This window comes from Thalassotalea atypica (genome assembly GCF_030295975.1).
Taxonomy (GTDB): Bacteria; Pseudomonadota; Gammaproteobacteria; order Enterobacterales; family Alteromonadaceae; genus Thalassotalea_F; species Thalassotalea_F atypica.
This window is the reverse complement of sequence record NZ_AP027364.1, coordinates 775,861-800,625: the sequence shown is the minus strand read 5'-3', so window position 1 is coordinate 800,625 and position 24,765 is coordinate 775,861. Positions and strand designations below refer to the sequence as shown.

Sequence of the window (24,765 nt, the reverse complement as noted above, 5' to 3'; positions counted from 1 at the left end):
CTTATTAATCCTTCTCTACTTGTTCAGGTTTCCACTGGCGAATCGCCCAGATAAGTAAACCAATGATGAAGAATGAACTAAATGGTAATACTAAAAAGCCGTTAGCCATGTACCAACCATCATTTTGGATTAGTGGTAAGACTTCGTAGCCGAACAAATTACCAAAACCAAATAATTCACGAACAAACGCAACCGCTAATAGAATTACACCGTAACCTAAACCGTTACCGATACCATCCCAAAAGCTCACGCCCGGCGCTTCTTTCATCGCGAACGCTTCAGCACGACCCATAACGATACAGTTAGTAATGATCAAACCGATATAAACGGATAGCTCTTTTGATAACTGATACGAGAAAGCTTTAAGCACTTGGTCAACCACAATAACCAATGACGCAATAATGGCCATCTGGACAATGATACGTACGCTTGAAGGTATTTGATTACGGATAATCGAAATAAATAAGTTAGAAAATGCAGTAACTAACGTTACCGCAAGTGTCATAACCAAAGCATTGGCCATTGAACTGGTAACCGCTAATGCAGAACAAATACCTAATACTTGTAATGCGATCGGGTTATTATCAACGATCGGTTTCGTTAAAACTGATTTTGCTTCTGAAGACATTAGTTAACACCTCCCTTACCTAATGAAGAGCGATACTTAGCAATGAAAGGCGCGTAGCCTTCTTCACCAAACCAAAACTGCAACGTACGAGTTACACCGTTACTTGTTAATGTCGCGCCAGAAAGACCATCCACACCGTGAATATCATCTGCTTTTGCGCCACCTTTAACGAGTGTTACTTTCGCTACACCTGAGCCATCATAAATTTTCTTACCAGGCCATAAAGCTTTCCACTTAGGGTTCATGACTTCCGCCCCTAATCCCGGAGTTTCCTTATGATCAGAGTAAACAACACTACGAACTGTATTTAAATCGCTTTCAAGACCAACATAACCAAACATTAAGTCCCAAAGGCCTGAGCCTACGATAGGTAACACAACGGTTTCTACTTTGCCAGCTTCATTGCTCACCAGGTAAACAACTGCGTCATGTGAACGACGATTGATTCCAGCCATGTCATTTTCAGGCTTATCCGATTTAGCTGAATCACGCGAGTTACGGCGTTCATCAAATAATTCAGGGTTACCTTCAATAAACTCACCTGAATCTAAGTCAATCATTTTAGCTTTAACAAACTTAGCAAATGTCGCTTCAATTGACTTTGCAGAGCCATCAGTTAACGGCAGTAAGTTAGACGCTTCTAAGATTTTAGTTTGTTGATCAAGTAATTTGTTTTTCACCTGCAATGGTTTTAATTGAACTGCAGAGAAAGACACTAACAATGCACAAACGATACAGACGATAAATACAAATACGACTGTTTTGCCAAATGTTTCTTTATTAGCTGACACGAGCAATCCTCCGCTTGATGTTTGATTGAACAACAAAGTAATCAAACAATGGTGCAAATAAGTTAGCGAATAAAATAGCTAACATCATGCCTTCTGGGAATGCTGGGTTTACAACACGTACTAACACCACCATTACACCGACTAACGCACCAAACCAATATTTACCAGTGTTAGTGAATGACATAGTGACAGGATCTGTCGCCATGAACATCATACCAAAAGCAAAACCACCAACGACTAAATGCCAATACCAAGGCATTGCAAACATGGCGTTTGTATCACTACCAATGGCATTAAATAATGTTGCAGTTACTGCCATACCTAAGAATACACTTAGGACGATACGCCAAGAGGCAATTCCTTTATATAGAATGTATGCCCCACCTAGGAAAATCATAGCCGTAGAAACTTCACCAACAGAGCCTGGGATATAACCCCAAAATGCGTTCCACCAATCAGCGTTCATGCTGTAGTCGATAGCGCCTACTTGTGCCGATGCACCAGCGGCTAGTGCTGTAGCACCAGAGAAACCATCAACGGCAACCCATACTGCATCACCTGAGATTTGTGCTGGGTATGCAAAGAATAAGAAAGCACGACCTGCCAATGCAGGGTTAAGGAAGTTTTTACCTGTACCACCGAATATTTCTTTAGCGATAACAACACCAAAGGTAATACCGATAGCCACTTGCCATAAAGGAATAGTCGCAGGAACAATTAAGGCGAAAAGTATCGAGCTAACAAAGAAACCTTCATTAACTTCATGCTTACGTACCGCGGCGAATAATACTTCCCAAAAACCACCAACGATGAATGTTACAGCGTAGATAGGTAAGAAGAAACAAGCACCGTACAGCATCATGCCGAACCAACCAGACGATGCTGTTAACTCGCCACCTAGCATATGGAACAAGCCTACTTGCCATGTATCAGCTAGCGCATAGCCATTAGTCAAAGCATCGACTGCTTGGAAACCAATGTTATACATGCCCCAAAACATTGCTGGGAAAACAGCCAACCACACAGTGATCATGATGCGTTTTAAATCAATGCTATCACGGATGTGCGTCTTGCCTTTGTTAACATAACCTGGAGTAAACAAACCAGTAGCTACTGCTTCATATAAAGCGAACCACTTTTCATGTTTGCCGCCTTTTTCAAAATGCGGCTCAATATCTTCAATAAACTTCTTCAAGCCCATGACTAACCTTCCTTCTCAATTGTGGTTAGGCAATCACGAAGCATCACGCCGTAGTCTGTTTTACCTGGGCAAACAAACGTACATAACGCTAAATCTTCTTCGTCTAGCTCTAAGGCACCTAATTGTTGCGCGCCATCAGTATCTTTGGCAGCTAAGTCACGTAACAATAAAGTCGGTAAAATATCTAAAGGCATAACGCGTTCATAGTTACCAATTGGCACCATGGCACGAGAACTACCATTAGTCGTTGTTGTCATGTTGAACAACTTGCTTGGTGATAAGTGAGACAAGTAAGCACGAGTTACAGAGAACTTGTTCGCACCTGGCATCATATAACCAATAAACTCTTTCTCACGACCTTCAAGTAATGCACATACTTGCATGTGATAACGACCTAAGTAACCGTGTACACCCTGTGCTGTATAACCTTGCAATAATGAACCAGAGACTAAACGAACTTCACCTTCAGTGACTTCGCCTGCCGTAAATTCTGCAATGTTTGCACCTAATACGGTACGCACTAAGCTTGGCTCTTTTGCCGCTGGACCTGCAAACGAAACAACGCGAGTTGAATCTAGTTCACCTGTGGTAAACAGCTTACCAAAGGCAATAACGTCTTGATAATTCAAATGCCAAACGAATCGGTTTGCACCAACAGGTTTTAAGAAATGAATATGGGTACCGACTAAGCCCGCAGGATGTTTACCAGCAAACTCATTGACAGTAACGCCAGTTTCAGTAGGAATGTTCGCACCTGGAGCTTTAGAAACAAAAACTTCCCCTTCAGTTAAACGGGTTAATACCGTTAAACCTTGTTTGAACGCTTCGCTTTGTTCGTTAATAACAACTTCAGGATTAGCCGCTAATGGATTTGTATCCATCGCGCTAACAAAAATTGCACTAGGTGTTGCGTCGATCGCTGGAATTTTGCTGTATGGACGAGTGCGTAATGCAGTCCATAAACCAGAATTCACAAGATTAGACACCACATCTTCTCGAGCAATAGTTGCTAAATCATTGGCTGAGTAGCTAGTAAACGTTTCTTGTTCGTCGCCATCGATTTCGATAACAACAGATTGCAAAACACGCATTTCACCACGGTTGATTTCAGTAACAACACCTGAGCTTTGAGCTGTGAATTTAACGCCCGGATTCTTTTTATCTTCAAAAAGATCCTGACCTTTTTTAACACGATCACCAACTTTGACAAACATAGTCGGGCGCATTCCCACAAACTCTTCACCTAATGTTGCAACAGTTTTAATGGACGGACCATCATGGATTACTTGCTGGGGAGCACCTGATACAGGAACATCCAGACCTTTTTTTATTGTAATCATAAACACTTGCACTACTTTGACGGGAGTAATAAAACCAAAGACCTGTAAAAACGTATTACATTTACACAGCTATATGGTTTCAGTGTATTGAGTGGAAAGATAGTTCGAAAACTATTGACCACCAGTTTTAGTTTAAATTTTCTGCGGCGGATTTTAGCACGAAAAAACCTTTTGATGCTATCCGACCAAGACACTTTTAATTACAAATTAGCTAATAAAGATCAAACTTAGGTTAAATTCTAGTCAAGATATTAAAAAGTACCTTAAATTTAGTTAAATCATAGCTAATCGGCTAAAAGACACTCTTTTTTTGACCGCAGAGGTGACTAAATTTCGATGTTTATTCAACTAAAGTATAAGTAAATCTGAGCCAGCTTCTGTAATTGAATTGTAACCGTTAAATTTTGCAAAGTCGTTTGAATTGATACTCAATAGGCCAGTTTTCATAGTCTATAAAAAAGCCAGCGACTGCGCTGGCTTTTTTATTAATGAACGAGTAGCAAACTAGACTAGGTTGTTAATTTCAGCCAACGGACTAACATCTGCGTCGTAATCAACACCTGCAACATCAAAGCCAAATAACTTTAAGAACTCTTGATGATAGCTGTTGTAGTCGGTCATTTCATCAATCGTATCAGTATCAACGTTATCCCAAACATGTTGCACACGTTCTTGTACGCTGTCTTCAAGTTCACGATAGTTTTGGCTCAAACGCCCTGCTTCATCTAAACGAGGACTATTGCTGTATAAGTTTTCTCGGAACAAATCTTGAATTTGTTCAATACAACCTTGATACGTACCGTCTGACTTCATTACTTTAAACATTGCTGAAATATAAAGTGGCATGATCGGTATGGCTGAGCTTGCTTGCGTAACCACAGCATTTAGTGAAGTAACATAGGCTTTGCCGGCAATAGCACTTGTGCTGTCAGTGATCGCCGCAGCTGCACGGTCTAAATCTTCTTTTGCACGACCGATTGTTGCATGACCATAAATTGGCCAAGTCAACTTTTTACCGATATAAGTATAAGCAGTCGTTTTAAAACCTTCAGCCAATACACCTGCATCACCTAGTGCTTTGATCCATAATTCCCAATCAGCGCCGCCCATAACATCGATAGTGCCTTGGATTTCAGCTTCATTGGCTGCTTCAATACTAACAGAGTCAATGATACGCTTAGACGTATTTAAATTCTTGGTAGTAACGCTTTCGCCAATCGGCTTTAGTGTTGAAGAATAAACTTCACCCGTGTCCGGATCTGTTCTACGCGGAGACGCTAAGCTGTATATCACCAAATCAATTTGACCTAAATCTTCTTTAATCACATCAATCGCTTTTGCTTTAATGTCATGAGAGAACGCATCACCGTTGATATTTTTTGACCAAATGCCCGCTTCATCTGCAGCCTTTTGAAATGCGGCGGTATTGTACCAGCCAGCACTAGCCGTTTTTCGCTCGGTAGGCTCTTTCTCAAAAAAGATACCAAGTGTTTTAGCATTGTTACCAAAAGCGGCAGTAATACGTGAAGCTAAACCGTAGCCGGTAGATGCACCAATCACTAACACATTTTTTGGCTTACTATCAGCCTGAGTTTGACTTTTAACATAGGCGATTTGTTCATTAACGTGCGCTTCACAACCGGCAGGATGTGCGTTTGTACAGATAAAACCACGAATTTTTGGTTTGATGACCATAAAGAAACCTTATTAATATTGAGTCAAAGACCCATAGGGAAATTTATAAATTGTGCATAGTGTACTTCGCCTTTGGGCTTAAAGAGGTACGAGCAGCAAAAAATTTAGCAAAAGTTAATGGCAATTGATTAAAATCCGCCATCAACTCATACCGAAATAAGTACCGAAAAAGTATTACCGGTTTTTGAAATACTCTTTAAGTGTCAGATCATGATAGCTTCGAATTGACGTCATGAATTCGCTATACGATTGCCATACTTTTGAAAAGCCGGGATCCGCCTCAGCTTGCTCTTTCATGACTTGCTTAGTGATGGCTTTTAACTCCGTCAAAACAGATACTGGTAATTGACGCAATTTCACGCCGTGCTTTTCTTGTAATGCAATTAGCGCATTGTTGTTTCGCGCATTGTATTCATCTAGCGTATCTTCATTAACTGCCCTTGCTGCCACTTCAACAATTTTTTGCAAGTCTTTGGGTAGTTCATTTAATGCTGCTTCGTTAATTAAGAATTCTAAGCCCGTTCCTGGCTCATGCCAAATTGAAGAATAATAGTACTCGGCCGCTTGGTGAAAACCAAAGGCAAGATCATTGTACGGCCCCACCCATTCGGTGGCGTCAATCGCGCCGCTTTGCAGTGATGAAAATATTTCACCGCCAGTTAATGTCACCGGAATAGCTCCGGCACGTTTTAGCACTTCACCAGCCAAACCTGGGATGCGCATCTTTAATCCTTTTAAATCATCCATGGTGTGAATTTCTTTTTTAAACCAACCGGCAAACTGTGCACCAGAATTACCGCCCGCCATAGGTACTATGCCAAACGGTTTATACATTTCACGCCAAAGCTCTAAACCGCCACCATAATGTAACCACGCGTTTAGCTCAGTTGCCGTCATTCCAAATGGAATCGCGCCAAAAAGTGGCGAAGAAGGAATTTTTCCTTTCCAGTAATAGGAGCCACTATGTCCCATTTGCACTGTTCCTTGCGATACAGCGTCAAAAACTTCGAAACCAGGTACTAGCTCACCCGCACCATAAACTTGCACGGTTAACCTGCCCCCACTCATTTCATCTACATACTGAGAAAACTTCTCAGGTGCGACTCCTAAACCAGGAAAGTTCTTTGGCCAAGAAGTCACCATTTTCCATTGATAGGTTTTAACGTCCGCTTTCACCGTTGAGTCTGCTAGGCCCTCTTTCTCTCCACAGGCAGAAAGCAACAATGTTGTCGCCATCAATATTCCTATTTTTCTTATTGTTTTTTTCATTATGTTTTATCCGTAAATAAGTTCAGGTAACCAAGTCACTAACGCTGGCCATATTGCTAACGCGCCCAATAATAGTAGTTGCAACAAAATAAATGGGATCACTCCCTTGTAAATATCTGTCGTTTTAACAGCTTTATCTGCAACCCCTCTAAGGTAAAATAGCGCAAAACCGAAAGGGGGTGTTAGGAAAGACGTTTGTAAGTTAATCGCTATCATAATACCAAGCCAGATAGGATCAAGCCCCATTGCCAATAATATCGGCGCAACGATTGGTACGACAACAAATGTAATCTCAATAAAATCTAAGATAAAGCCCAGTAAAAAAATCACTAACATCACTATAATTGTGGCGCCAACAACACCGCCTGGCATACCTTCAAATAAACTATGAACAAGCTCCTCACCGCCAAAACCTCTGAAAACAAGTGAGAATAAACTTGCGCCGATCAGGATCAAAAAAACCATCGATGTTATTTTTACCGTGCTCTGCATAACGGCTTGTAGGTTGCTTTTTGTGACTTGTTTTTGCCATAACGCAAGCAATGTAGCGCCCATTGCGCCGACACCTGCGGCTTCTGTCGGCGTGGCAAACCCACCAAGAATTGAGCCTAATACCGCTGTCATTAATAAGATAGGCGGCACTAATGCATTTAACATCAATGGGATTAAACTTTTTGATTCATCCAATCCTTCAATATCTTCTCTTGAAATTTTAGGTACTGATTCTGGCCGAGTGATTGCAACATATATGCAGTAGCCCATATAAAGTGCCACTAGAATGAGACCTGGGATAACGGCCCCAGCAAAAAGATCACCTACAGATACAGTTTCAGGATTAAAAATCCCTATATTTAATTGTGCTTGTTGATAGGCACTGGAAAGTACATCCCCAAGTAAAACAAGAGCGATAGAAGGTGGAATAATTTGACCTAAAGTGCCTGTCGCACAAATAATTCCGGTAGAAAACTTAGGATCATAACCACGCTTTAGCATGGTAGGTAAAGACAATAAGCCCATGGTTACTACTGTCGCACCAACAATACCAGTACTAGCCGCAAGTAACATGCCCACTAAAGTCACTGAAATACCCAAGCCGCCATTAAATCGCCCAAACAACAAAGACATCGCATTAAGTAAATTCTCTGCTATTTTTGAGCGTTCTAGCATGGCGCCCATAAACACGAAAAAAGGTACTGCCAGCAACGTCTGATTATTGACAACGCCGTATAAACGGCTCGGCAAGGCACTTAAGAATGCTGCTTCAAATTCTCCCACTGAAATACCAATACCAGCAAACAACAGCGCAGTGCCAGCCAAAGACAGTGCAACCGGATAACCTAACAGTAAAACCAAGCAAACAACCACAAACATGAGAATAGCAATATACTCCATTACTTTTTCTCCTTTAATGATTTGGCTACAACAGGGGGATTACCTTTTTGTTGGCTTTGTGATGAAGAAAGCAGCAATTGCATATTTCGTGCTAATTCAGCTAATCCTTGTAACGCTAGGGTAACAGCCAATACAAGCAACAAGCTTTTGCCTAAATAGACGAAAGGCAGTCCACCTGCTTCAGGTGATTTTTCTAATATATGCCAACTGTTTGCGACATAATCAAAACTGATCATGAAGATAAAGATCGTAACAGGAAGCAATAACAATATTGTGCCGAAAAGATCGACTATCGCCTTCTGTTTGGCGCTAAAGCGATGATAAAAAATATCAACACGCACGTGGCCATCAGCTTTTAAGGTGTAAGCAGCACCTAGCATAAAAATAATGCCGTGAAGATATAAAACAGATTCTTGCATGGCGATCCAGCCGATGTTAAACCCATAACGCAAAACGACAATAGCAAACATGGTGATCACCATGACTAAAGTTAACCAAGCAATAATTCGCCCCAGAAATTCTGTCAGTGCATCTATAAGTGCGATGGTTTTAGGCAACCATTTCATTGAGTAATACTTCCTTTATCTCATTATTATTATTGATAATCTTTATTTATAAAGTGGTTAGTCAATACCGTAGGAGCTAAAGAAATAACAGAAAAGTAAATAAAATGGAATGATAGCGCCTTCTTTTAATGCTGAAAAAAGGCGCTTGATGGTAATTATGGCTAGTTAGCTGGAGTATTTATGCGGTAGTTTTTGAGCCACCTAAGCATTTTGGAGACAATGGTGTATTATCGGCGTAGTAATCTTGCCACTCTTTTTCTGTGTAGGTATGTAACGCCAATGCATGGATATGCTCAGCAAGCTCCGTTGCTAGTATTTGATTTATGGCACGGTGACGCTTAATCAACCGTTCACCTTCAAAATTGCTTGAGACAATAATAACTTTAAAGTGTGATTCACTGCCTGGCGGAACATTATGCTGATGACTTTCGTTGACAACATCTAGATGAAGTGGCGAAAAGGCAGACAGTAGTTTTTCTTCGATAATTGATTCAATGGTCATTGAAACTCCCTATTATAATTATGGGTTTTCTGCTTACCTTTCTTAATTTTAGTCGTTCTAGCCAAGTTCTCCATCATTCTAGATGGCTAACTCAAATCATACGTACTAAATATCTGCTGACACTATAAAAATTATTGGGAAATAATTTCTCGAAAGGTTAAGTTAATGCGCGACGATTTTACGCGTTTTGTTCGAGGTAAACAATGGCTCCAATATTGTTGGGTCTTACCCGCCATGATTAACAAGCTACCAGAGGTTAGATCTATGTTGAGTTTCTTACCGTTAGTTTTATGTTTTAGCTGAAAATTCCGTGTATCTCCAAGTGATAATGACGCAATCACGGGATCTACTCCTAGCTCAGCTTCATCATCGCTGTGCCACCCAACACAATCTTCACCATCTCGATATAGATTAGCCAGTACAGCATTAAAGTGATATCCAGTAGATTTTTCGATAACTTGTTTCAATGTAATTAAACAATCATTCATTGGCCGTGATGTCATTGTTAAACCAGAGTAGGCGTAGTTAAGATTATTGTCACTGTACAAAGCTTGCAAGCGAGGAAGAGTGACAGGCTTGCCATAAATCATAATTTCATCTTGGCGCCAATGAAGCTCGCTAAGTAATTGTGCAAACAACATACGGCTTTTTGCAGGCGATATGAATTGCGGAAAAAATGATAGCTGGGCATCGGGCGCTGAAATATTAATAATAAGCTTCCATTGAATTTACTAGCCGGCATAAAGCGAAATAATAGGCTAGCGGTAATTTGTGAATTTTGACACAATATCGACCATCAATGAACTAGGTCCAATCGGCCTTTTGTATCACCTGTCCATGTTAGGTCAATAATTTTATGCTCAGCCCGTTTATTATTAATGATAAAAACCTTTTTCTTGACCGTTTCCCTCTCGGACAAGTCAATCGAAGTTTACAAGCGTGGGATGCTACCGATGAATACCTGATTAATCATGTTCAAGAAAATAATGAGCAATCATCGCCTTTACACATTGTAGTTTTTAACGATAGTTTTGGCGCATTAAGCTGCAACTTAACTCAGCATCAGGTCACAATTGCCACCGATTCATACCTGAGCGAGCAGGGCATTAGACACAATATCGAGCAAAATAATCTAGAAGCTGATCAAATCAAAATAATTTCATCCTTAGATCCTTTGCCTTCCGATATCGATTTAATTCTGTATCGCATCCCCAAAAGCAAATCCTTGATGATTGAGCAACTCTATCGCATTAATCAACAATATATTGAAGCATCAGCTGATACGCAATTAAACAAACCCTCCTTTGTCGCTGGCGCCAAAGCTAAAGAAATTCATAGCTCAACATTAAAAGAGTTTGAAAAGTTACTCGGTACAACTAAAACATCACTGGCCGTTAAAAAATCACGTCTGGTTTTTTCCGCATTAGATCGAAAAATAACGAACCAATCTATAAATAAAAATAACTTATGCGCCACTTGGATACTTGAAAAAACAAATTTTAGCATTGCTAATCTAGCTAACGTGTTTGCGCGTGAAAAACTAGACATTGGTGCTCGCTTAATGCTTAAGCATTTGCCTAAGCTGAAAAGCGAACAGCATGCCATTGATCTTGGTTGCGGCAATGGTGTGCTCGGTTTAACCCTACTAGCGAATAATGAAGACGTGCAAGTGTCTTTTAGAGATGAATCATACATGGCGGTAGAATCAGCTCGCCTTAATGTGACTCAAAATTTACCCACTAAAATTGACGCCGCAAACTTTATTGTCGGTGACTGTTTGACTGAAGCAGCGCCTAACAGTGCTGACGTTATTGTCTGTAATCCGCCCTTTCATCAACAACATGCAACAACAGATCATATCGCTTGGCAAATGTTTAACGAAAGCTTTAAAGTACTTAAAAAAGGCGGCGAATTAAGAATAGTTGGTAATCGACAGTTGGGTTATCACGTTAAACTTAAACGCATTTTTGGCAACAGTACCGTTATCGCCAGCGATGACAAATTTGTAATTTTATCGGCAATCAAAAAATGAATATGAAATCTATAGCTCCGTTATTTCTTAGCGCTGTACTTATCGCGTGCGGCTCTACTCCTTCGAGTATCATCATAGCACCACAAGTTTATGCGCCGATACAAAGCCTATATCATAATCAATCCGTGCAACTAAGTATCACCGATCTACGTCGACAACATCACGTGATCCAAGTGCTTAAGAAAGATCAAGCCGCCAAATTATACTCTCCCGCTAATGACTTGGCATCGATACTCAATCAATCATTAACAACTGAATGGAAAAACCAAGGCCTTGCTGTCAATGATTTTGCGAATATCACAATGAATGTTTACATTGATGCTGCATTAGTCAGTGTCCAACAAGAAACCGTTAAGTATCAAGCGAATAGTGAGATTCGTCTACGCATAGAAATTAACAAAGCTGAAAAGACGTTAACCAACCACTTTAAATCTAAAGGCTCTAGCAATGGACCATTGTTTGCTGATGTTGCCGTGCTCGAACGAGATTTTAATCAACAACTCGGTAAGGTCATTGCGGAAATACTTAGCAATAACGACATCCAACATTTCATCAACCACTGAGATCGCTAACTAGCGTTAATATACATGGAGCACTCATGAGAAACTTATTTTTGGCTTTAATTATCGCCTTTTTCAGCTGTCATATTTTTGCAGAGAGTATCGAAATTGATCCTGATAACTTATTTCCAAAAGTAAAATTTGAAACCTCAAAGGGCGTTATTATTGTCGAGTTAGACCGGATAAAAGCACCATTGACTGTGAATAACTTTTTAACTTATGTTGTTGAAGGAGAGTTTAACAACACCATATTTCATCGCGTTATTGGCGACTTTATAGCACAAGGAGGTGGCTACGATAAAGACTTCAACATGAGAAAGGTCAAAGCGGATATTGTCAATGAGTCAGGCAATGGCCTTAAAAACGAAGAAGGCACTATTGCCATGGCAAAAGAAAGTCAGCCTCATACTGCTAACCGACAGTTTTTTTTCAACTTGGCAGACAACACAAATTTAGATCCTGGGCGAGGTTGGGGCTATACCGTATTTGGCGAAATCGTTGATGGACTTGAGGTAATGCATGCCATTGGCTCGGTTGAAACTGATTACGACGACAACATGGGCTGGGACGATGTCCCCAAAGAGCCCATTATATTGACTAAGGTCACTTTACTCCCCGTTGAGTAAGCTAAAAAACACTGTCGGCTAATACAATTCAATGCTAACTTAACCAACTGAAATTTATACACTTTCAAAATTTAACACAACAGCAACACTTTCGTTACGCTTTCATAACAGGTCAATTTTTTGACTTTCGACCGATTATGAACAATAACTTAAATATAATTATAATTTTTACGAAATTCACCTGCTGTCCGTTGTACGCTTACAATCCGTTCGTACATTTCTTGTTAATCAAGTGACATTGCGATAGAGAAAACATCATGATAATTGAGCAGTTTATCAGTGAAAAAATCAACCAGATCAGTGTCTATATCAGTGCCGTAATTGATCATTCTATCTATTATACCGAACTCGATAACTTTGTTATCGATACCATGGAAGAGTGGACATTACTACGTGTTATCGACGAAACACCTAGCAGCGCCAGAGAGCGTGTATTTTGGCATATAATGCATGAGCTGAGTTTACATGGAGCACTTGATTTAGAAAACAATCTCTTTTTCAGGAGTGAGATTCTTACTTGTGTCGACTTTTTTTCCGGTAAAGGTAGCTATCCCATCGACTGTATTGGATGGCGGCCAATCCCCTAGCATCTTTTACTGATCAGTTTGCTCGGTTTTCCTGCATAAACCACTTTTGTCATCAGTGAGTCTTTGATAGGCTTGGGTTAATTCTCCTTTTTTGTCATTTTCATGTCTAAACCTCATACAATTCTCCAAACGCTGCAGTATTTTAAAGATCGACGACTGCTTACAATATTTTGCTTTGGTATCGCCAGTGGATATCCATGGGTAATGATCGGCTCTGCCATGTCAGGCTGGCTGAAAGACGAAGGCTTATCTCGCTCCAGTATTGGCTTGTTTGGCTTAATATTTTTGGTGTATAGCATTAATTTTTTATGGTCGCCGTTAGTTGATCGACTGAAAGTGCCTGTTCTTCATCGCTTGCTCGGCCAACGCCGAAGCTGGATATGTATCACACAAGCGATTATTGTTATCTTGTGCTTACTGCTCACTCAGCTAAATGTTAGTCAACAATTAAGTACGATGGCGCTTTATGGCTTGATCATCGCTATAGCTGGTGCGACACAAGATATAGCCATTGACGCCTATCGTATTGATATACTCAATGATAAGGATAAAAACGTCTTAGCAGCAGGTTCAGCTATGGCAACAGCTGGTTGGTGGACTGGATTTGCAGGGCTAGGCAGTGTCCCATTTTTACTGGTTGACTCACCGAACTGGCAATGGTCTGAAGCCTACTGGGTGTTAGCCGCCCTCATGGCAATATTGACAATCACAGCATTAGTTGTAAAAGAGCCCCAAAGCCAACGAGAAGAGCTGCAAAACCGTATTCAACAGCAATATGCGAGTATTGTCCCTAATCAACAATTCAAAGCGGTTAGTGTATTGTTTTTGCTTACGTTATTAATTACTTGTGTTTGTTTGAAGGTATTTTCTACTAGCAGCGTGCTAGACCAACTATTGCTGAGCCAATATCCGACAGCAAGCTTTTCAATCTTCATTTTTGCCATAGTTGCATTGTTTATTAGACAATTAACTCAACTCAATGCTGTTGTTTCATCACAAATTGGTATCTCCAACAATCACACCGACCCAATACCAAACCGGTTTCATCACTTTGTTGCCTGGTTATTAACGACCTTAGTGGCTCCAATTCAAGAGTTTTTTGATCGCAACGGCACCAAACTCGCGCTATCTATTTTATTGTTTATATTCTTATTTAAGTTAGGTGAAGCCTACCTAGGTCGTATGTCGATCGTTTTTTATCGCGAAGTAGGTTTTTCAAACGCAGACATTGCTTATTATTCGAAACTGATCAATTGGTCGGTGACTATCGTGTTTTCTTTAATTGGCAGTGTATTCACCATACGTTATGGTATTTTAAAAGGATTATTTATTGGTGGTATTGCCATGGCATCTAGCAACCTGTTGTTCGCTTTAATCGCTATGGTTGGTCCAAATAAAGCACTCCTTGCTTTTACCGTGTTCATTGACGGGTTCACATCAGCTTGGGGCTCTGTTGCCTTCGTTGCATTGCTGTCAGTTCTTTGCAATCATACTTTTACCGCAAGTCAGTATGCACTGATGGCATCATTAGGTACATTTGGCCGCGTCACGTTAGGCTCATATTCAGGTATCATTGTTGATTGGCTAGACGGTAACTGGTCTTTATTTTTCGTTCTGACCGCGTTAATGGTCATTCCTAGTTTATTGTTCTTATACAGTATTCGAAAACCACTCAATGCACTGATAATCAAAAATGGGCAGGAAAATACAACATAGCTTTATTGTCCATTGTTCTCTAAGATAAAGAAAAGACTCAAAATTTTTAATTTATGATCAGATTATTTTTCCTACTACCCGTAATTATGTGTGCCATTTGGTGGAGTTATTTAAATGCCAAAGGTTTTAAAGCCAAAGACGGTTTACGAGGCTTTGGCTATATCCTCGCTTTTAATTTTATTATTTTAGGCTTTTTCGTCGTGATGATTATGGTGACAGACTATCCATAGCCCTGTAGCCATTGGCCTGTTAGTGCTATTTTAAGTGTTCTTGCCTTTAATTAGCCAACATCAAAGTTACTGTTTTTATCGTCGTGGATTATGCAATCAATGGCGATAACCGTTGACATCACTAGCCAGTTAAATTGTTCCTCATAAATATCAACACCATAAGTGTCTGACCAAGAAAACCATTTTTTTGATATTTCAGCGATAACTTGGCCATTCAAAGAAAACTGATATTCATGCGCCCAAATATTTCCTTCTATTTCAATTTTCTCGCGACCAAAAAACAAACTGAATTTATGACTAAATAAAGGAAAAAAATGCTTTTTCAACAACGCTTTTTGACCTTCTGGGTTGGTAAACTCAAATTTTGGCTTTATGGCAAACAGTTGCTGCTTGATAAAAGCGATTTCAATTTCATGATGATCTTTAAGGGTAAAAGATTTTTTTATACTTAAAAACTTACTTTTGGCCGTAAACGCTAGCTGTTCATGTTCGTCCGTGATTTCAAAGCTATCTCTTAAGCTAAAAAGCTTTTGGCGCATGACATAACGCATTCATTATTCCTTTGTTAATAATTTATTATTTGAATTCTTCGGGCGTTAATTCATTCACTTGAACCATTTCTGCTTCTGTAAGCTTTCCATACCCTTTTGGATAAGGCCAACCATAACCCCATCGAAACGGTGTCGGTAAATAAGGAGCGCCGCCAACTCTGACGCCTAAGAACATCAATTTAGCCAATTTGGGTTTTCCAACACTCACAATACAGGCACTAAACGCTTGATCAACTTGTAGCCTTTGCGCCACTGAGCCCCCTTGCCAATAAGCTAAATCATGCCTGATACAACAAGGCAAAAATAGATCCCGTTGATTGAGTGTACCATCAGGAAATGAACTACAGCCATCGGTGGTAAATGGCTTCAACTTCGATGCTGAAGCTTTAAAGCTAAGCACAAAAATTAAGGTGATTGCCACAATGCAAAGCAATCGATATTGACTTTGTTCAGGCAACTCTAAGTTTGGCTTATTGTAAGTGTTCAAGTTCATATTTAATTGCTTCTCTTACCTTATCAATATCTGATACTAACTGCTCTAAGGCGGCAATATCATCAGGTATCAGTGTCCAATGTTCACTCCAATTTAACTTTAATTTCATAGCATTGCCCGCGACATCACTACTGATCAAAGTGCTTAAATCGTTAATTAACCCTATTTTCACCCAACCTATGCGCGCGCTGCCCATCACTTCATCATTATCATAATGAGCTGCGTAAACGTTTTGTTCTAGTTCAGCCAAATTCTCTAATACTTCAAATGATGCCGTTCGCACATTATTATTAAATTCGCTCGCCTCCATTCGCCATGCATTATAGCTAAAGCCAACCAGCGCAAATAAGAAACTAAATATTGCTGTCAAATAGTATAAATGCAGCTTATTTTTTATGGTTCTCACCCTACTCTCCTATAACTTGAGGATCACACCGAAGGTCGCAAACGAAACGACAAGAGCTAAAACAGGCAATCTGAAAAACTTTAACAAAATAAATCCCGCAATAACAATTAATACATCAATTATAGAATGTATTGCGCTTTGGCTGATTGGCTGATACATCGCCGCTATAAGAATCCCAACAACCGCAGCATTAACTGATGATAACGCACTAGCGATTAGCGGCTCAGAGCTCAGTTTATGCCACGCTTTTGAAAACGCTACAATTAATAAAAAACCTGGTAAAAATAGCGCAAGTGTGGCAATAATCGCACCAATAAACATGTGTTCATTCATCAGTTGCGCGCCAAGAAATGTAGCAAAAGTAAACATTGGGCCCGGCACCGCTTGAGCAGCCGCATAACCGGTCAAAAACTGATCGTTAGTCACTATTGTACCAACGGAATGTTGCAACAACGGAAGTACAACATGCCCCCCGCCAAACACTAAGCTTCCTGCCTGATAAAAATCATTGAACATAGCCAGCCAGCCTTGCTCAGCACTTGCTAATGGAAGTAATAGAAATAAAAGTAGAAAAGATAATGCGGCAGTAACATTGATCTCTTTTTTAATCTCGTTTCTATTCTCGCTGCAGCTGGTATCTTCTGAAGTCACTAATGATTGTTTAGCGAAAAGTGCTCCAACTAAAGCCGCAATAATGATGATGCCGATTTGTACCTGCGAAGTACTAACAAGGATGAGCGCTATGGCTGAGACTAGTGCTAAAGCAAGATGTAATTTCTGTTGGCAAAATGATTTTGCCATCGTTAAAATAGCATCAGCGACAATCACCACTGCAAGCAATTTCAATCCGTAAACCATACCACTAAAGGTTGTTGTATCAGAAAACTGGCTGCCGAGCATGGCTAACAACAACATCAATAAAAATGAGGGTAAAGTAAAGCCCAAAAAGGCCATTATCCCACCCAATAGCCCAGCTCGCTCTATACCAATTGCAAACCCTACCTGACTAGAGCCTGGTCCTGGTAGAAATTGACTTAAAGCCACAATACGGCCGTAAGCCTGGACATCAAGCCATTTATACTTTTGAACGAATGTTTGTTGAAAGTAACCGATATGAGCTGCTGGACCACCAAAACTGATCAAGCCTAAATTGAAAAAACGCCAAAATATTTCGAGATACGGATTCATGATAAATATTGTCTTAATGTTTAAATTCATTGCTAATTTTACAACATATTTATGACAAGAAAATGCTATTTAATGTCTCAAACGTCTATTAATATTACTCGATATAAATAACATCAGCTTACAAATCACATCATTCAACAAATCTAAACTCTTCTAAACTTAACAGACTAGCGATGCTTAAAATTTATCACTTAATCGATATGAAAAACTTGTTTTACAGTATTACTCTTCTTCTTTTTCCTATTTTGACTCATAGTCAATCTTTTCAGTGGCAAGCGAACAAGCCTCTAGATCGCAAACTCAATAACAAAATAGAACAATGGCTTGATATCGGCGTGACTGAAACAGAACGATTGTTTTATCGATTACCTCAAAAAAAAATCTACTTCACGGTAACGCCGAGAAACAATGCGAAAGAGCCTGTTCCATGGGGGCAAGTGCGGCGTGATCGCTACAATAGCATTAACTTACACATTGATAGCAAGGCAAGCCTTTCATCACTCATAAGCGACTGGACGATTTATCATGAAATAGCCCACCTATATCACCCTTTCTTAGAAAATGAATCAACTTGGCTAAGTGAAGGATTTGCTTCCTATATACAAAACGTGACGATGTTGCATGCAGGTATTTACGACAAACAGACATATATAAACAAGTTACAAGCGGGCTTTAATCGGGGGATTAAAAATGCTCAACGTAACAAAGGAGGTATTGAAAAAATCAGCAAAAGCATGGAAAGCAGCCGTTCTTATATGCAAGTTTATTGGACAGGAGCGGCATTTTTTCTAGAAGCCGACCATCAATTACAAGCACAAAACGCAAACTTGGTTGAAGTTATCTCTCGTTATGTTGCGTGTTGTCTTCGCACACAAACCAGTGGCGCTAAATTTATTGCTACCTTAGATAAAGTAAGCAATACAACAATATTTACGGCGCTGCATAGGCGTTACATAACAGCGCAATATTTCCCACAGATCCAGCCAAGTGTCATTGAACACAGCGCAAACTATTATCAATTACACTAGTTTGGTCAGTGCATTAAAACGCCTGCAATTAGAGCAAATAATTTAACTATTCTTGTCAATTTTATCAGCACAATGTCGAGTATTTTTTAGTCAAAACCATGACTTTTGTATGTTCATATGTAATAATTCAAGTGTAAGCACATATTCAAGAGGTGGATTATGGCTGATTGTAACGATACAGGGTTTGCTAAAATGAATGACGATAACAAAACTGAAAATGAAGCTATTGAACAGCAACTTATTGATGCTCAAAAAGAAATAGAAGATTTAAAAATGCAAATTATGTGGTTGGAACGTTCTTACGAATAATCGCCTTAACGAATTTAGGTGAGCGAGAAGAAGGATTTCCGCTGTAAGCTTTCACCATAAGTTTCATGAAATTAAAAAGCCTTATCATTTGATAAGGCTTTTTGTTGTTCAAATCGTTTGATTTAATTTAAAAAATAAATTATTCCCATTCGATAGTCGCAGGTGGTTTACCTGAAATATCGTAAACCACACGTGAAATACCATCGATTTCATTAATGATGCGATTCGACACCAGACCTAAGAAGTCATATGGCAAATGAGACCAACGTGCCGTCATAAAATCGATAGTTTCAACACAACGTAAACTAACAACCCAGTCGTATTTACGAGCGTCACCCATTACACCAACTGACCGCACCGGTAAAAAAACAGTAAAAGCTTGGCTTACTTTCTTATACAAGTCATGTTTATGTAATTCTTCGATAAATATATGATCAGCGCGACGAAGCAAATCAGCATACTCTTTCTTCACTTCACCTAAAATACGGACACCTAAGCCGGGCCCAGGGAATGGATGACGATAAAGCATGTCGTATGGTAAGCCTAATTCTAAACCAATTTTGCGTACTTCATCTTTAAAAAGTTCACGTAATGGTTCAACTAAGCCTAACTCCATATCTTCTGGTAAACCTCCAACATTATGATGTGATTTAATCACATGAGCTTTACCTGTAGCAGACGCAGCCGACTCAATAACATCAGGATAAATGGTACCTTGCGCTAACCATTTTGCGTTGGTTAATTTACTCGCTTCTTCGTCAAAGATTTCAACGAATACATTACCGATAATCTTACGTTTCTTTTCTGGATCATCTTCACCAGATAAGCGATCTAAAAAGCGACTTTCCGCGTCGACATGAATAATATTCAAACCAAAATGATCACCAAACATATCCATAACTTGTTGGCCTTCGTTTAAACGAAGTAAACCATTATCAACAAATACACAGGTCAGTTTATCGCCAATGGCGCGATGCAAAAGCATGGCTACAACAGACGAATCTACGCCGCCAGATAAACCGAGAACTACTTCGTCATCACCGACTTGCTCTTTCATTTTAGCAATAGCATCTTCAATAATAGAAGCCGATGTCCATAGCTTTTCACATTGACAAATATCAACGACAAAGTGCTCAAGCATACGCATACCTTGCTTAGTATGTGTTACTTCAGGGTGGAACTGTACACCGTAGAATTTCTTGTCTTCATTGACCATTGCAGCATATTTACAGCTAGGTGTTTGAGCAATCGACGTAAAGCCTTCAGGGATTGCTGAAACTTTATCACCATGACTCATCCAAACATCTAATAGTGCGTTACCATTATCATTCACTGAGTCTTCGATGTTTTTAAATAATTCAGAGGGCGCAATAACTTCAACAGCAGCATAGCCGAACTCTTTATGCTCAGAGCTTTCTACGCCGCCACCTAATTGCTCAGCCATCGTTTGCATACCATAACAAACACCTAACACAGGTACGCCTGCACTAAATACATACTCTGGTGCTCTCGGAGAGTTATCTGCCGTCACGCTTTCAGGTCCACCCGCTAAAATGATCCCTGTTGGATTAAAGCTTTTAATTTGTTCTTCAGTTACATCCCAAGCCCAAAGCTCACAGTAAACACCAATTTCACGTACACGACGCGCGATAAGTTGAGTATATTGTGAACCGAAGTCTAAAATAAGAATTCGTGAATCATGGATATCTTTGGTCATTATCAAACCCTATATAGAATTTTAAAAGTAACAGGCTGATTATCAAAAGCGGTAATCAGCCTGTAAAATTACATTTTTAAAGAATAGCTTAAATTAAGCGATAAGCTGACAGAGTATTGCTTTTAGTTTAAGGCGAAGACGCGCAGCTTAGTTAAGTAAGTGAGCATCAACAACAAAGAATTCGAAGTAATAAACGTCAGCTCAGCAATCATCCCATGCGGTAGTTAGGGGCTTCTTTAGTAATGGTCACATCATGTACATGTGATTCACCCATACCCGCTGCCGTTATTTTCATAAACTCAGGCTTTGTGCGCATTACATCAATTGTTGCACTACCGGTTAATCCCATAGATGAACGCAGACCACCCATTTGCTGATGAATGATAGCAGCCACAGGACCTTTATAAGCAACACGACCTTCAATACCTTCTGGCACTAACTTATCTGCTTCACCATCGGTTTTTTGGAAGTAACGATCGCTTGATCCTTCTTTTTGGTCCATCGCCCCTAATGAGCCCATACCGCGGTAAGATTTGTAGTAGCGGCCTTGGAATAACTCAACTTCGCCTGGTGCCTCTTCAGTCCCAGCTAACATGCTACCAACCATGACACAATGAGCACCTGCAACTAGTGCTTTGGCGATATCACCAGAAAAGCGAATACCACCATCTGCAATTACAGGAATACCTGTACCTTGCAGCGCATCAACCGCATTAGAAATGGCAGTTAATTGAGGTACACCAACTCCAGTAACGATACGTGTAGTACAAATAGAGCCTGGACCAATACCGACTTTCACCGCATCAACACCAACGTCAGCTAATGCTTTAGCACCGGCGCCAGTGGCAACGTTACCGGCAATAATTTGTAAGTCAGGGTATTTATCACGAGTTTGTTTAACACGATCAAGCACACCTTGAGAGTGACCATGTGATGTATCAATTAATAAAACATCAACTCCCGCTGCAACAAGTGCATCAATGCGCTCGTCTGTGCCAGCGCCAACGCCAACCGCTGCACCGACGCGTAATCGGCCCAGCTCATCTTTACACGCGTTAGGTTTGCGTTCAGCTTTTTTATAATCTTTAACTGTGATCATACCTTTAAGTTTAAAACTATCATCGGTCATTAAGATTTTTTCAATGCGGTGTTCGTGCATTAAATAAAGGATATCTTCACGCTCAGCACCTTCTTTAACCGTCACTAAATCATCTTTCTTAGTCATTAGCTCAGATACTGGCTTAGTTAAGTCAGTTTCAAAACGTAAATCACGACCAGTAATAATACCAATAAGGTTTTGCTCTGCATCGATAACAGGAAAACCTGAGAAGCCTAGCTCTTTGGCTAATTTGATTACATCCAAAATAGAATCGTTAGGAGAGACAGTCACAGGATCCGAAACAATACCACTTTCGTATTTTTTAACTTGAGAGACGTTTTGTGCTTGTTCTGCAATGGTCATGTTTTTGTGGATAAAACCAATTCCACCTTCTTGAGCTAGCGTAATAGCCAAGCGCGCTTCTGTTACTGTATCCATAGACGCAGATACTATAGGTACATTCAGGTTAATTTTACGGGTTAGTTTGGTTGTTAATTCGGCAGTATGAGGAAGTACCGTAGAGTGGGCAGGCACCAGTAGAACATCATCAAAGGTTAAAGCTTCTTGAGCAATTCGTAGCATCGCAACATCTCACAAAGGTTGAGTTTCAGGAGGAAATATTGCGGTCGCATTTTAATCGTTTTATACCTATAGAACAACTTTAATTTTCATTAAAGTCAAAATAATTATAAAAAGAAAAAAAGATGCGCGAAATCCAAAGCAACACCGATATAATAAAGGCAGATAAATTCAGCGTTAATAACATTCGAAATGACACCTAAGCAGCATATTTTACAAGTTAGCGAACTGACTAAGAAAGTTCGCTTCATTTTAGAAAGCGAACTCAACACTGTTTGGTTATGCGGCGAGATTTCAAATTTTGTAGCTGCAAGCTCAGGTCATTGGTATTTATCACTTAAAGACAGCAAATCACAAGTACGCTGTGCGATGTTCAAAGGTAATAATTCGCGCGTTAGAATAAAACCTTCTAATGGTAAACAGGTTTTAGTTAGAGCAAAGGTATCGCTGTATGAACCAAGAGGTGATTTTCAGCTGATCATCGACCAAATGGATGATGCAGGTGAGGGTTTATTACAACAGCAATATGACGCGTTAAAGAAATCGCTAAATGCTCAAGGACTCTTTGGCCTGCAACACAAGCAACCATTGCCGAAAACCATCAATACGGTTGGTATTGTCACCTCACCTACTGGTGCAGCGGTAAAAGACATCATCAGCGTATTGAAGCGACGAAGCCCTGCGACAAATATTATTCTCTATCCCGCGCTTGTCCAAGGAAAGCTCGCTACACAAGATATCTGCTTGGCAATTCAAAAAGCCAACCAGCGACAAGAATGTGATGTATTAATTGTTGGACGAGGTGGCGGCTCACTAGAAGATTTATGGTGTTTTAATGAAGAAGCAGTGGTACACGCTATTTTCAATTCAACTACTCCAATTGTCAGTGCTGTTGGTCATGAAATTGATACCACGCTATCAGATTATGTCGCTGACTTAAGAGCGCCCACACCATCTGCTGCTGCAGAGTTGGTCTCTCGCGATCAAAGTGACATCATTGATAAATTCAATAACATCGAAAAGCGACTGCAATTTGCACTGCAAAACCGTATCAACATTCAAAAGCGCTTGGCCAATGATCACCTCAAACACTTATTGAAAAGACATCCAGAGCAAAGACTGGTAGTGCAAGCACAAAAAGCTGATGAACTCACCCAACGCTTAACCAATTCCACGGTGGGTTTGATTAAAAGTAAACAAATACTGCCGCAGCAATTAAGCAGAAACCTCATACACTTATCACCACAAGCAAATATTGACTATCAAACAGAAAAGCTGAAGCTACTCGAAGAACGTTTATCCCAAAGCCTGTCTCACAAATACCAACAAGAAAAAAACCACTTCGTCAGTATGATTGAGCAATTGCAGCTTGTCAGTCCGCTGGCCACCATTGCAAGGGGCTATAGTGTGACTCGGAATGAAAAAGGCAAAATAGTGAAAAGTGTAAATCAGGTTAAAACGAAAGATAGAATATCTATTCAGCTAAGTGATGGACAGGTTGATGCAACGATAAATTGACAATCACACTCTTATTGAACCCACACCTTTTATTCGGCGCCAATGACAACATGATTCAATAAGCGCTTAACTTGTTCTTTGGTCGTTGCATCATCATTGAACATTAAGCCCATAGAAACGCCGTTTAAAATACTCTTGGTACTACAAATGGTTGGATTGATTTTTAAATTTTGATTGCCTTGAAAATCTTCAATAACGACTTCAACGGTTTGACCTTTTTGCAGTAATAAATCATCCCCATTTGAAAGCGATACTTGGCAGCCTGCCACTGATAAATCAACAATCTTCCCTTGCCAATAATCCTCACCAATTTTAATTTTAGCAGCGATTTCTGTTTCAATACGGATATTGTTTCTTAGGGTTTGAAGGGTCACTTCTTTAGGAAATTCAAGTACCATCATACGAGACGGTATGTGAAGTGTCTGGCGAACAGGGCTAGCAAAAGCAACAACCGCTCCTTCGTGACCTTCAATTAACCCACGAACGGTAATAATGGTACCTTGAGCAATATAGTGTGAAAAGTTACCTAACTTTTTAACATCTGGAAATTGAATAAGTACATAGTCTTTTGGGGCCATACCAATGAAGGTAGTGCGAAATTTGCCGCGTTTTCCTGCGGGTGTAGTGACGTCGATGGTAACTGGCGCGCCGGCATGAAGTAGCCCGAGGTTTTTATTTAACCAACTTAACACATCAACCTTTACCGGACCTGTCATATAATTTAACCAGCTGTTTACAATCA

At 40.0% G+C, this 24,765-nt stretch carries 26 protein-coding genes; 9 read left to right on the top strand and 17 right to left on the bottom strand.

The genetic code is table 11. The features are described from left to right. Positions 1 to 4: 4 nt before the first annotated feature. The 10 genes from QUE03_RS03735 to QUE03_RS03690 form a co-directional block, all read right to left on the bottom strand. A complete protein-coding gene (locus tag QUE03_RS03735) occupies positions 5 to 628 on the bottom strand; it encodes an NADH:ubiquinone reductase (Na(+)-transporting) subunit D (RefSeq protein ID WP_286265244.1) in 624 nt (207 codons plus the stop codon). Then, positions 628 to 1,419: a Na(+)-translocating NADH-quinone reductase subunit C gene (locus QUE03_RS03730; protein ID WP_286265242.1), complete on the bottom strand. Its 792-nt coding sequence runs from the start codon at positions 1,417 to 1,419 to the stop codon at positions 628 to 630. Before QUE03_RS03730 ends, QUE03_RS03735 begins: the two co-directional genes overlap by 1 nt. Continuing rightward, entirely contained in the window at positions 1,409 to 2,620 is a 1,212-nt protein-coding gene (locus tag QUE03_RS03725; RefSeq protein WP_286265237.1) for an NADH:ubiquinone reductase (Na(+)-transporting) subunit B, read from the bottom strand. Before QUE03_RS03725 ends, QUE03_RS03730 begins: the two co-directional genes overlap by 11 nt. Before the next feature lie 2 nt (positions 2,621 to 2,622). Continuing rightward, positions 2,623 to 3,960 (bottom strand): Na(+)-translocating NADH-quinone reductase subunit A, encoded by a 1,338-nt coding sequence (locus QUE03_RS03720; protein ID WP_286265234.1) that lies wholly within the window; start codon positions 3,958 to 3,960, stop codon positions 2,623 to 2,625. Between the two features lie 504 nt (positions 3,961 to 4,464). Beyond that, entirely contained in the window at positions 4,465 to 5,655 is a 1,191-nt protein-coding gene (gene fabV, locus QUE03_RS03715) for an enoyl-ACP reductase FabV (RefSeq protein WP_286265232.1), read from the bottom strand. A gap of 174 nt (positions 5,656 to 5,829) precedes the next feature. Then, positions 5,830 to 6,924 carry a TRAP transporter substrate-binding protein gene (locus QUE03_RS03710; protein WP_286265230.1) on the bottom strand — a complete coding sequence of 365 codons (1,095 nt, stop codon included), beginning with the start codon at positions 6,922 to 6,924 and terminating at the stop codon, positions 5,830 to 5,832. 6 nt (positions 6,925 to 6,930) lie between these two features. Continuing rightward, positions 6,931 to 8,316 carry a TRAP transporter large permease gene (locus QUE03_RS03705; RefSeq protein WP_286265227.1) on the bottom strand — a complete coding sequence of 462 codons (1,386 nt, stop codon included), beginning with the start codon at positions 8,314 to 8,316 and terminating at the stop codon, positions 6,931 to 6,933. Continuing rightward, a complete protein-coding gene (locus tag QUE03_RS03700) occupies positions 8,316 to 8,882 on the bottom strand; it encodes a TRAP transporter small permease subunit (protein ID WP_286265225.1) in 567 nt (188 codons plus the stop codon). Before QUE03_RS03700 ends, QUE03_RS03705 begins: the two co-directional genes overlap by 1 nt. 178 nt (positions 8,883 to 9,060) lie before the next feature. Then, on the bottom strand, positions 9,061 to 9,384 hold the full coding sequence (gene bolA / locus QUE03_RS03695) for a transcriptional regulator BolA (RefSeq protein ID WP_286265222.1): 324 nt from the start codon (positions 9,382 to 9,384) through the stop codon (positions 9,061 to 9,063). Between the two features lie 131 nt (positions 9,385 to 9,515). Continuing rightward, on the bottom strand, positions 9,516 to 10,088 hold the full coding sequence (locus tag QUE03_RS03690) for an alpha-ketoglutarate-dependent dioxygenase AlkB family protein (protein ID WP_286267741.1): 573 nt from the start codon (positions 10,086 to 10,088) through the stop codon (positions 9,516 to 9,518). 152 nt (positions 10,089 to 10,240) lie between these two features. Here QUE03_RS03690 and QUE03_RS03685 point away from each other — a divergent pair, with 152 nt between their 5' ends. From QUE03_RS03685 to QUE03_RS03660, 6 genes are all read left to right on the top strand, one after another. Beyond that, positions 10,241 to 11,416 (top strand): methyltransferase, encoded by a 1,176-nt coding sequence (locus QUE03_RS03685; protein WP_286265219.1) that lies wholly within the window; start codon positions 10,241 to 10,243, stop codon positions 11,414 to 11,416. 2 nt (positions 11,417 to 11,418) lie between these two features. Continuing rightward, positions 11,419 to 11,979 (top strand): YajG family lipoprotein, encoded by a 561-nt coding sequence (locus tag QUE03_RS03680; RefSeq protein WP_286265216.1) that lies wholly within the window; start codon positions 11,419 to 11,421, stop codon positions 11,977 to 11,979. A 35-nt stretch (positions 11,980 to 12,014) separates the two neighbouring features. Further along, positions 12,015 to 12,602 carry a peptidylprolyl isomerase gene (locus tag QUE03_RS03675; RefSeq protein WP_286265214.1) on the top strand — a complete coding sequence of 196 codons (588 nt, stop codon included), beginning with the start codon at positions 12,015 to 12,017 and terminating at the stop codon, positions 12,600 to 12,602. Between the two features lie 257 nt (positions 12,603 to 12,859). Further along, positions 12,860 to 13,189: a hypothetical protein gene (locus QUE03_RS03670; RefSeq protein ID WP_286265212.1), complete on the top strand. Its 330-nt coding sequence runs from the start codon at positions 12,860 to 12,862 to the stop codon at positions 13,187 to 13,189. Between the two features lie 102 nt (positions 13,190 to 13,291). After that, positions 13,292 to 14,905: an AmpG family muropeptide MFS transporter gene (locus QUE03_RS03665; protein WP_286265210.1), complete on the top strand. Its 1,614-nt coding sequence runs from the start codon at positions 13,292 to 13,294 to the stop codon at positions 14,903 to 14,905. A 53-nt stretch (positions 14,906 to 14,958) separates the two neighbouring features. Then, positions 14,959 to 15,135, top strand: a complete 177-nt coding sequence (locus QUE03_RS03660) for a hypothetical protein (RefSeq protein WP_286265207.1) — start codon at positions 14,959 to 14,961, stop codon at positions 15,133 to 15,135. Between the two features lie 50 nt (positions 15,136 to 15,185). Here the strand turns inward: QUE03_RS03660 and QUE03_RS03655 are convergent, their stop codons facing one another. Genes QUE03_RS03655 through chrA form a run of 4 tightly spaced genes read right to left on the bottom strand, consistent with a single transcriptional unit; the run spans position 15,186 to position 17,803 of the window. Next, on the bottom strand, positions 15,186 to 15,686 hold the full coding sequence (locus QUE03_RS03655) for an LURP-one-related/scramblase family protein (RefSeq protein ID WP_286265205.1): 501 nt from the start codon (positions 15,684 to 15,686) through the stop codon (positions 15,186 to 15,188). Between the two features lie 25 nt (positions 15,687 to 15,711). After that, the gene (locus QUE03_RS03650; protein ID WP_286265203.1) at positions 15,712 to 16,179 is read right to left on the bottom strand and encodes a phospholipase A2 family protein; all 468 of its coding nucleotides are present in this window, start codon (positions 16,177 to 16,179) and stop codon (positions 15,712 to 15,714) included. Further along, positions 16,157 to 16,585 (bottom strand): hypothetical protein, encoded by a 429-nt coding sequence (locus QUE03_RS03645; protein ID WP_286265202.1) that lies wholly within the window; start codon positions 16,583 to 16,585, stop codon positions 16,157 to 16,159. The genes QUE03_RS03650 and QUE03_RS03645 overlap by 23 nt, the downstream gene beginning before the upstream one ends. Positions 16,586 to 16,594: 9 nt before the next feature. Further along, positions 16,595 to 17,803, bottom strand: coding sequence for a chromate efflux transporter (gene chrA, locus QUE03_RS03640; protein WP_286265199.1), 1,209 nt, complete (start codon positions 17,801 to 17,803; stop codon positions 16,595 to 16,597). Positions 17,804 to 17,946: 143 nt separating this feature from the next. On the opposite strand from chrA, the gene QUE03_RS03635 reads away from it, so the two are divergent. Both QUE03_RS03635 and QUE03_RS03630 read left to right on the top strand, forming a co-directional pair. Beyond that, entirely contained in the window at positions 17,947 to 18,801 is an 855-nt protein-coding gene (locus QUE03_RS03635; RefSeq protein WP_286265198.1) for a M61 family metallopeptidase, read from the top strand. A gap of 159 nt (positions 18,802 to 18,960) precedes the next feature. Beyond that, a complete protein-coding gene (locus QUE03_RS03630) occupies positions 18,961 to 19,110 on the top strand; it encodes a hypothetical protein (RefSeq protein ID WP_286265197.1) in 150 nt (49 codons plus the stop codon). Positions 19,111 to 19,249: 139 nt separating this feature from the next. On the opposite strand, the gene guaA is transcribed toward QUE03_RS03630, so the two are convergent. Then, entirely contained in the window at positions 19,250 to 20,827 is a 1,578-nt protein-coding gene (gene guaA / locus QUE03_RS03625; protein ID WP_286265196.1) for a glutamine-hydrolyzing GMP synthase, read from the bottom strand. A 208-nt stretch (positions 20,828 to 21,035) separates the two neighbouring features. Continuing rightward, complete coding sequence (guaB, locus tag QUE03_RS03620; protein ID WP_286265195.1) at positions 21,036 to 22,508, bottom strand: IMP dehydrogenase; 1,473 nt, start codon at positions 22,506 to 22,508, stop codon at positions 21,036 to 21,038. Positions 22,509 to 22,697: 189 nt separating this feature from the next. Between guaB and xseA the strand changes: the two genes are divergently transcribed. Continuing rightward, positions 22,698 to 24,023 (top strand): exodeoxyribonuclease VII large subunit, encoded by a 1,326-nt coding sequence (gene xseA, locus QUE03_RS03615; RefSeq protein WP_286265194.1) that lies wholly within the window; start codon positions 22,698 to 22,700, stop codon positions 24,021 to 24,023. Between the two features lie 29 nt (positions 24,024 to 24,052). Here the strand turns inward: xseA and QUE03_RS03610 are convergent, their stop codons facing one another. Further along, complete coding sequence (locus QUE03_RS03610; RefSeq protein ID WP_286265192.1) at positions 24,053 to 24,739, bottom strand: PilZ domain-containing protein; 687 nt, start codon at positions 24,737 to 24,739, stop codon at positions 24,053 to 24,055. Positions 24,740 to 24,765 lie beyond the last annotated feature (26 nt).

What these genes read in the sequence shown, in the direction of transcription:
- QUE03_RS03665 (WP_286265210.1), top strand. Translation starts at nt 13,292, where the DNA reads ATGTCTAAACCTCATACAATTCTCCAAACGCTGCAGTATTTTAAAGAT.
- QUE03_RS03675 (WP_286265214.1), top strand. Translation starts at nt 12,015, where the DNA reads ATGAGAAACTTATTTTTGGCTTTAATTATCGCCTTTTTCAGCTGTCAT.
- xseA (WP_286265194.1), top strand. Translation starts at nt 22,698, where the DNA reads ATGACACCTAAGCAGCATATTTTACAAGTTAGCGAACTGACTAAGAAA.
- QUE03_RS03635 (WP_286265198.1), top strand. Translation starts at nt 17,947, where the DNA reads ATGCTTAAAATTTATCACTTAATCGATATGAAAAACTTGTTTTACAGT.
- QUE03_RS03650 (WP_286265203.1), bottom strand. Translation starts at nt 16,179, where the DNA reads ATGAACTTGAACACTTACAATAAGCCAAACTTAGAGTTGCCTGAACAA.
- bolA (WP_286265222.1), bottom strand. Translation starts at nt 9,384, where the DNA reads ATGACCATTGAATCAATTATCGAAGAAAAACTACTGTCTGCCTTTTCG.
- QUE03_RS03670 (WP_286265212.1), top strand. Translation starts at nt 12,860, where the DNA reads ATGATAATTGAGCAGTTTATCAGTGAAAAAATCAACCAGATCAGTGTC.
- QUE03_RS03705 (WP_286265227.1), bottom strand. Translation starts at nt 8,316, where the DNA reads ATGGAGTATATTGCTATTCTCATGTTTGTGGTTGTTTGCTTGGTTTTA.
- chrA (WP_286265199.1), bottom strand. Translation starts at nt 17,803, where the DNA reads ATGAATTTAAACATTAAGACAATATTTATCATGAATCCGTATCTCGAA.
- fabV (WP_286265232.1), bottom strand. Translation starts at nt 5,655, where the DNA reads ATGGTCATCAAACCAAAAATTCGTGGTTTTATCTGTACAAACGCACAT.
- QUE03_RS03630 (WP_286265197.1), top strand. Translation starts at nt 18,961, where the DNA reads ATGGCTGATTGTAACGATACAGGGTTTGCTAAAATGAATGACGATAAC.
- guaA (WP_286265196.1), bottom strand. Translation starts at nt 20,827, where the DNA reads ATGACCAAAGATATCCATGATTCACGAATTCTTATTTTAGACTTCGGT.
- QUE03_RS03685 (WP_286265219.1), top strand. Translation starts at nt 10,241, where the DNA reads ATGCTCAGCCCGTTTATTATTAATGATAAAAACCTTTTTCTTGACCGT.
- QUE03_RS03655 (WP_286265205.1), bottom strand. Translation starts at nt 15,686, where the DNA reads ATGCGTTATGTCATGCGCCAAAAGCTTTTTAGCTTAAGAGATAGCTTT.
- QUE03_RS03680 (WP_286265216.1), top strand. Translation starts at nt 11,419, where the DNA reads ATGAAATCTATAGCTCCGTTATTTCTTAGCGCTGTACTTATCGCGTGC.
- QUE03_RS03710 (WP_286265230.1), bottom strand. Translation starts at nt 6,924, where the DNA reads ATGAAAAAAACAATAAGAAAAATAGGAATATTGATGGCGACAACATTG.
- QUE03_RS03735 (WP_286265244.1), bottom strand. Translation starts at nt 628, where the DNA reads ATGTCTTCAGAAGCAAAATCAGTTTTAACGAAACCGATCGTTGATAAT.
- QUE03_RS03700 (WP_286265225.1), bottom strand. Translation starts at nt 8,882, where the DNA reads ATGAAATGGTTGCCTAAAACCATCGCACTTATAGATGCACTGACAGAA.
- QUE03_RS03660 (WP_286265207.1), top strand. Translation starts at nt 14,959, where the DNA reads ATGATCAGATTATTTTTCCTACTACCCGTAATTATGTGTGCCATTTGG.
- QUE03_RS03720 (WP_286265234.1), bottom strand. Translation starts at nt 3,960, where the DNA reads ATGATTACAATAAAAAAAGGTCTGGATGTTCCTGTATCAGGTGCTCCC.
- QUE03_RS03725 (WP_286265237.1), bottom strand. Translation starts at nt 2,620, where the DNA reads ATGGGCTTGAAGAAGTTTATTGAAGATATTGAGCCGCATTTTGAAAAA.
- QUE03_RS03610 (WP_286265192.1), bottom strand. Translation starts at nt 24,739, where the DNA reads ATGACAGGTCCGGTAAAGGTTGATGTGTTAAGTTGGTTAAATAAAAAC.
- guaB (WP_286265195.1), bottom strand. Translation starts at nt 22,508, where the DNA reads ATGCTACGAATTGCTCAAGAAGCTTTAACCTTTGATGATGTTCTACTG.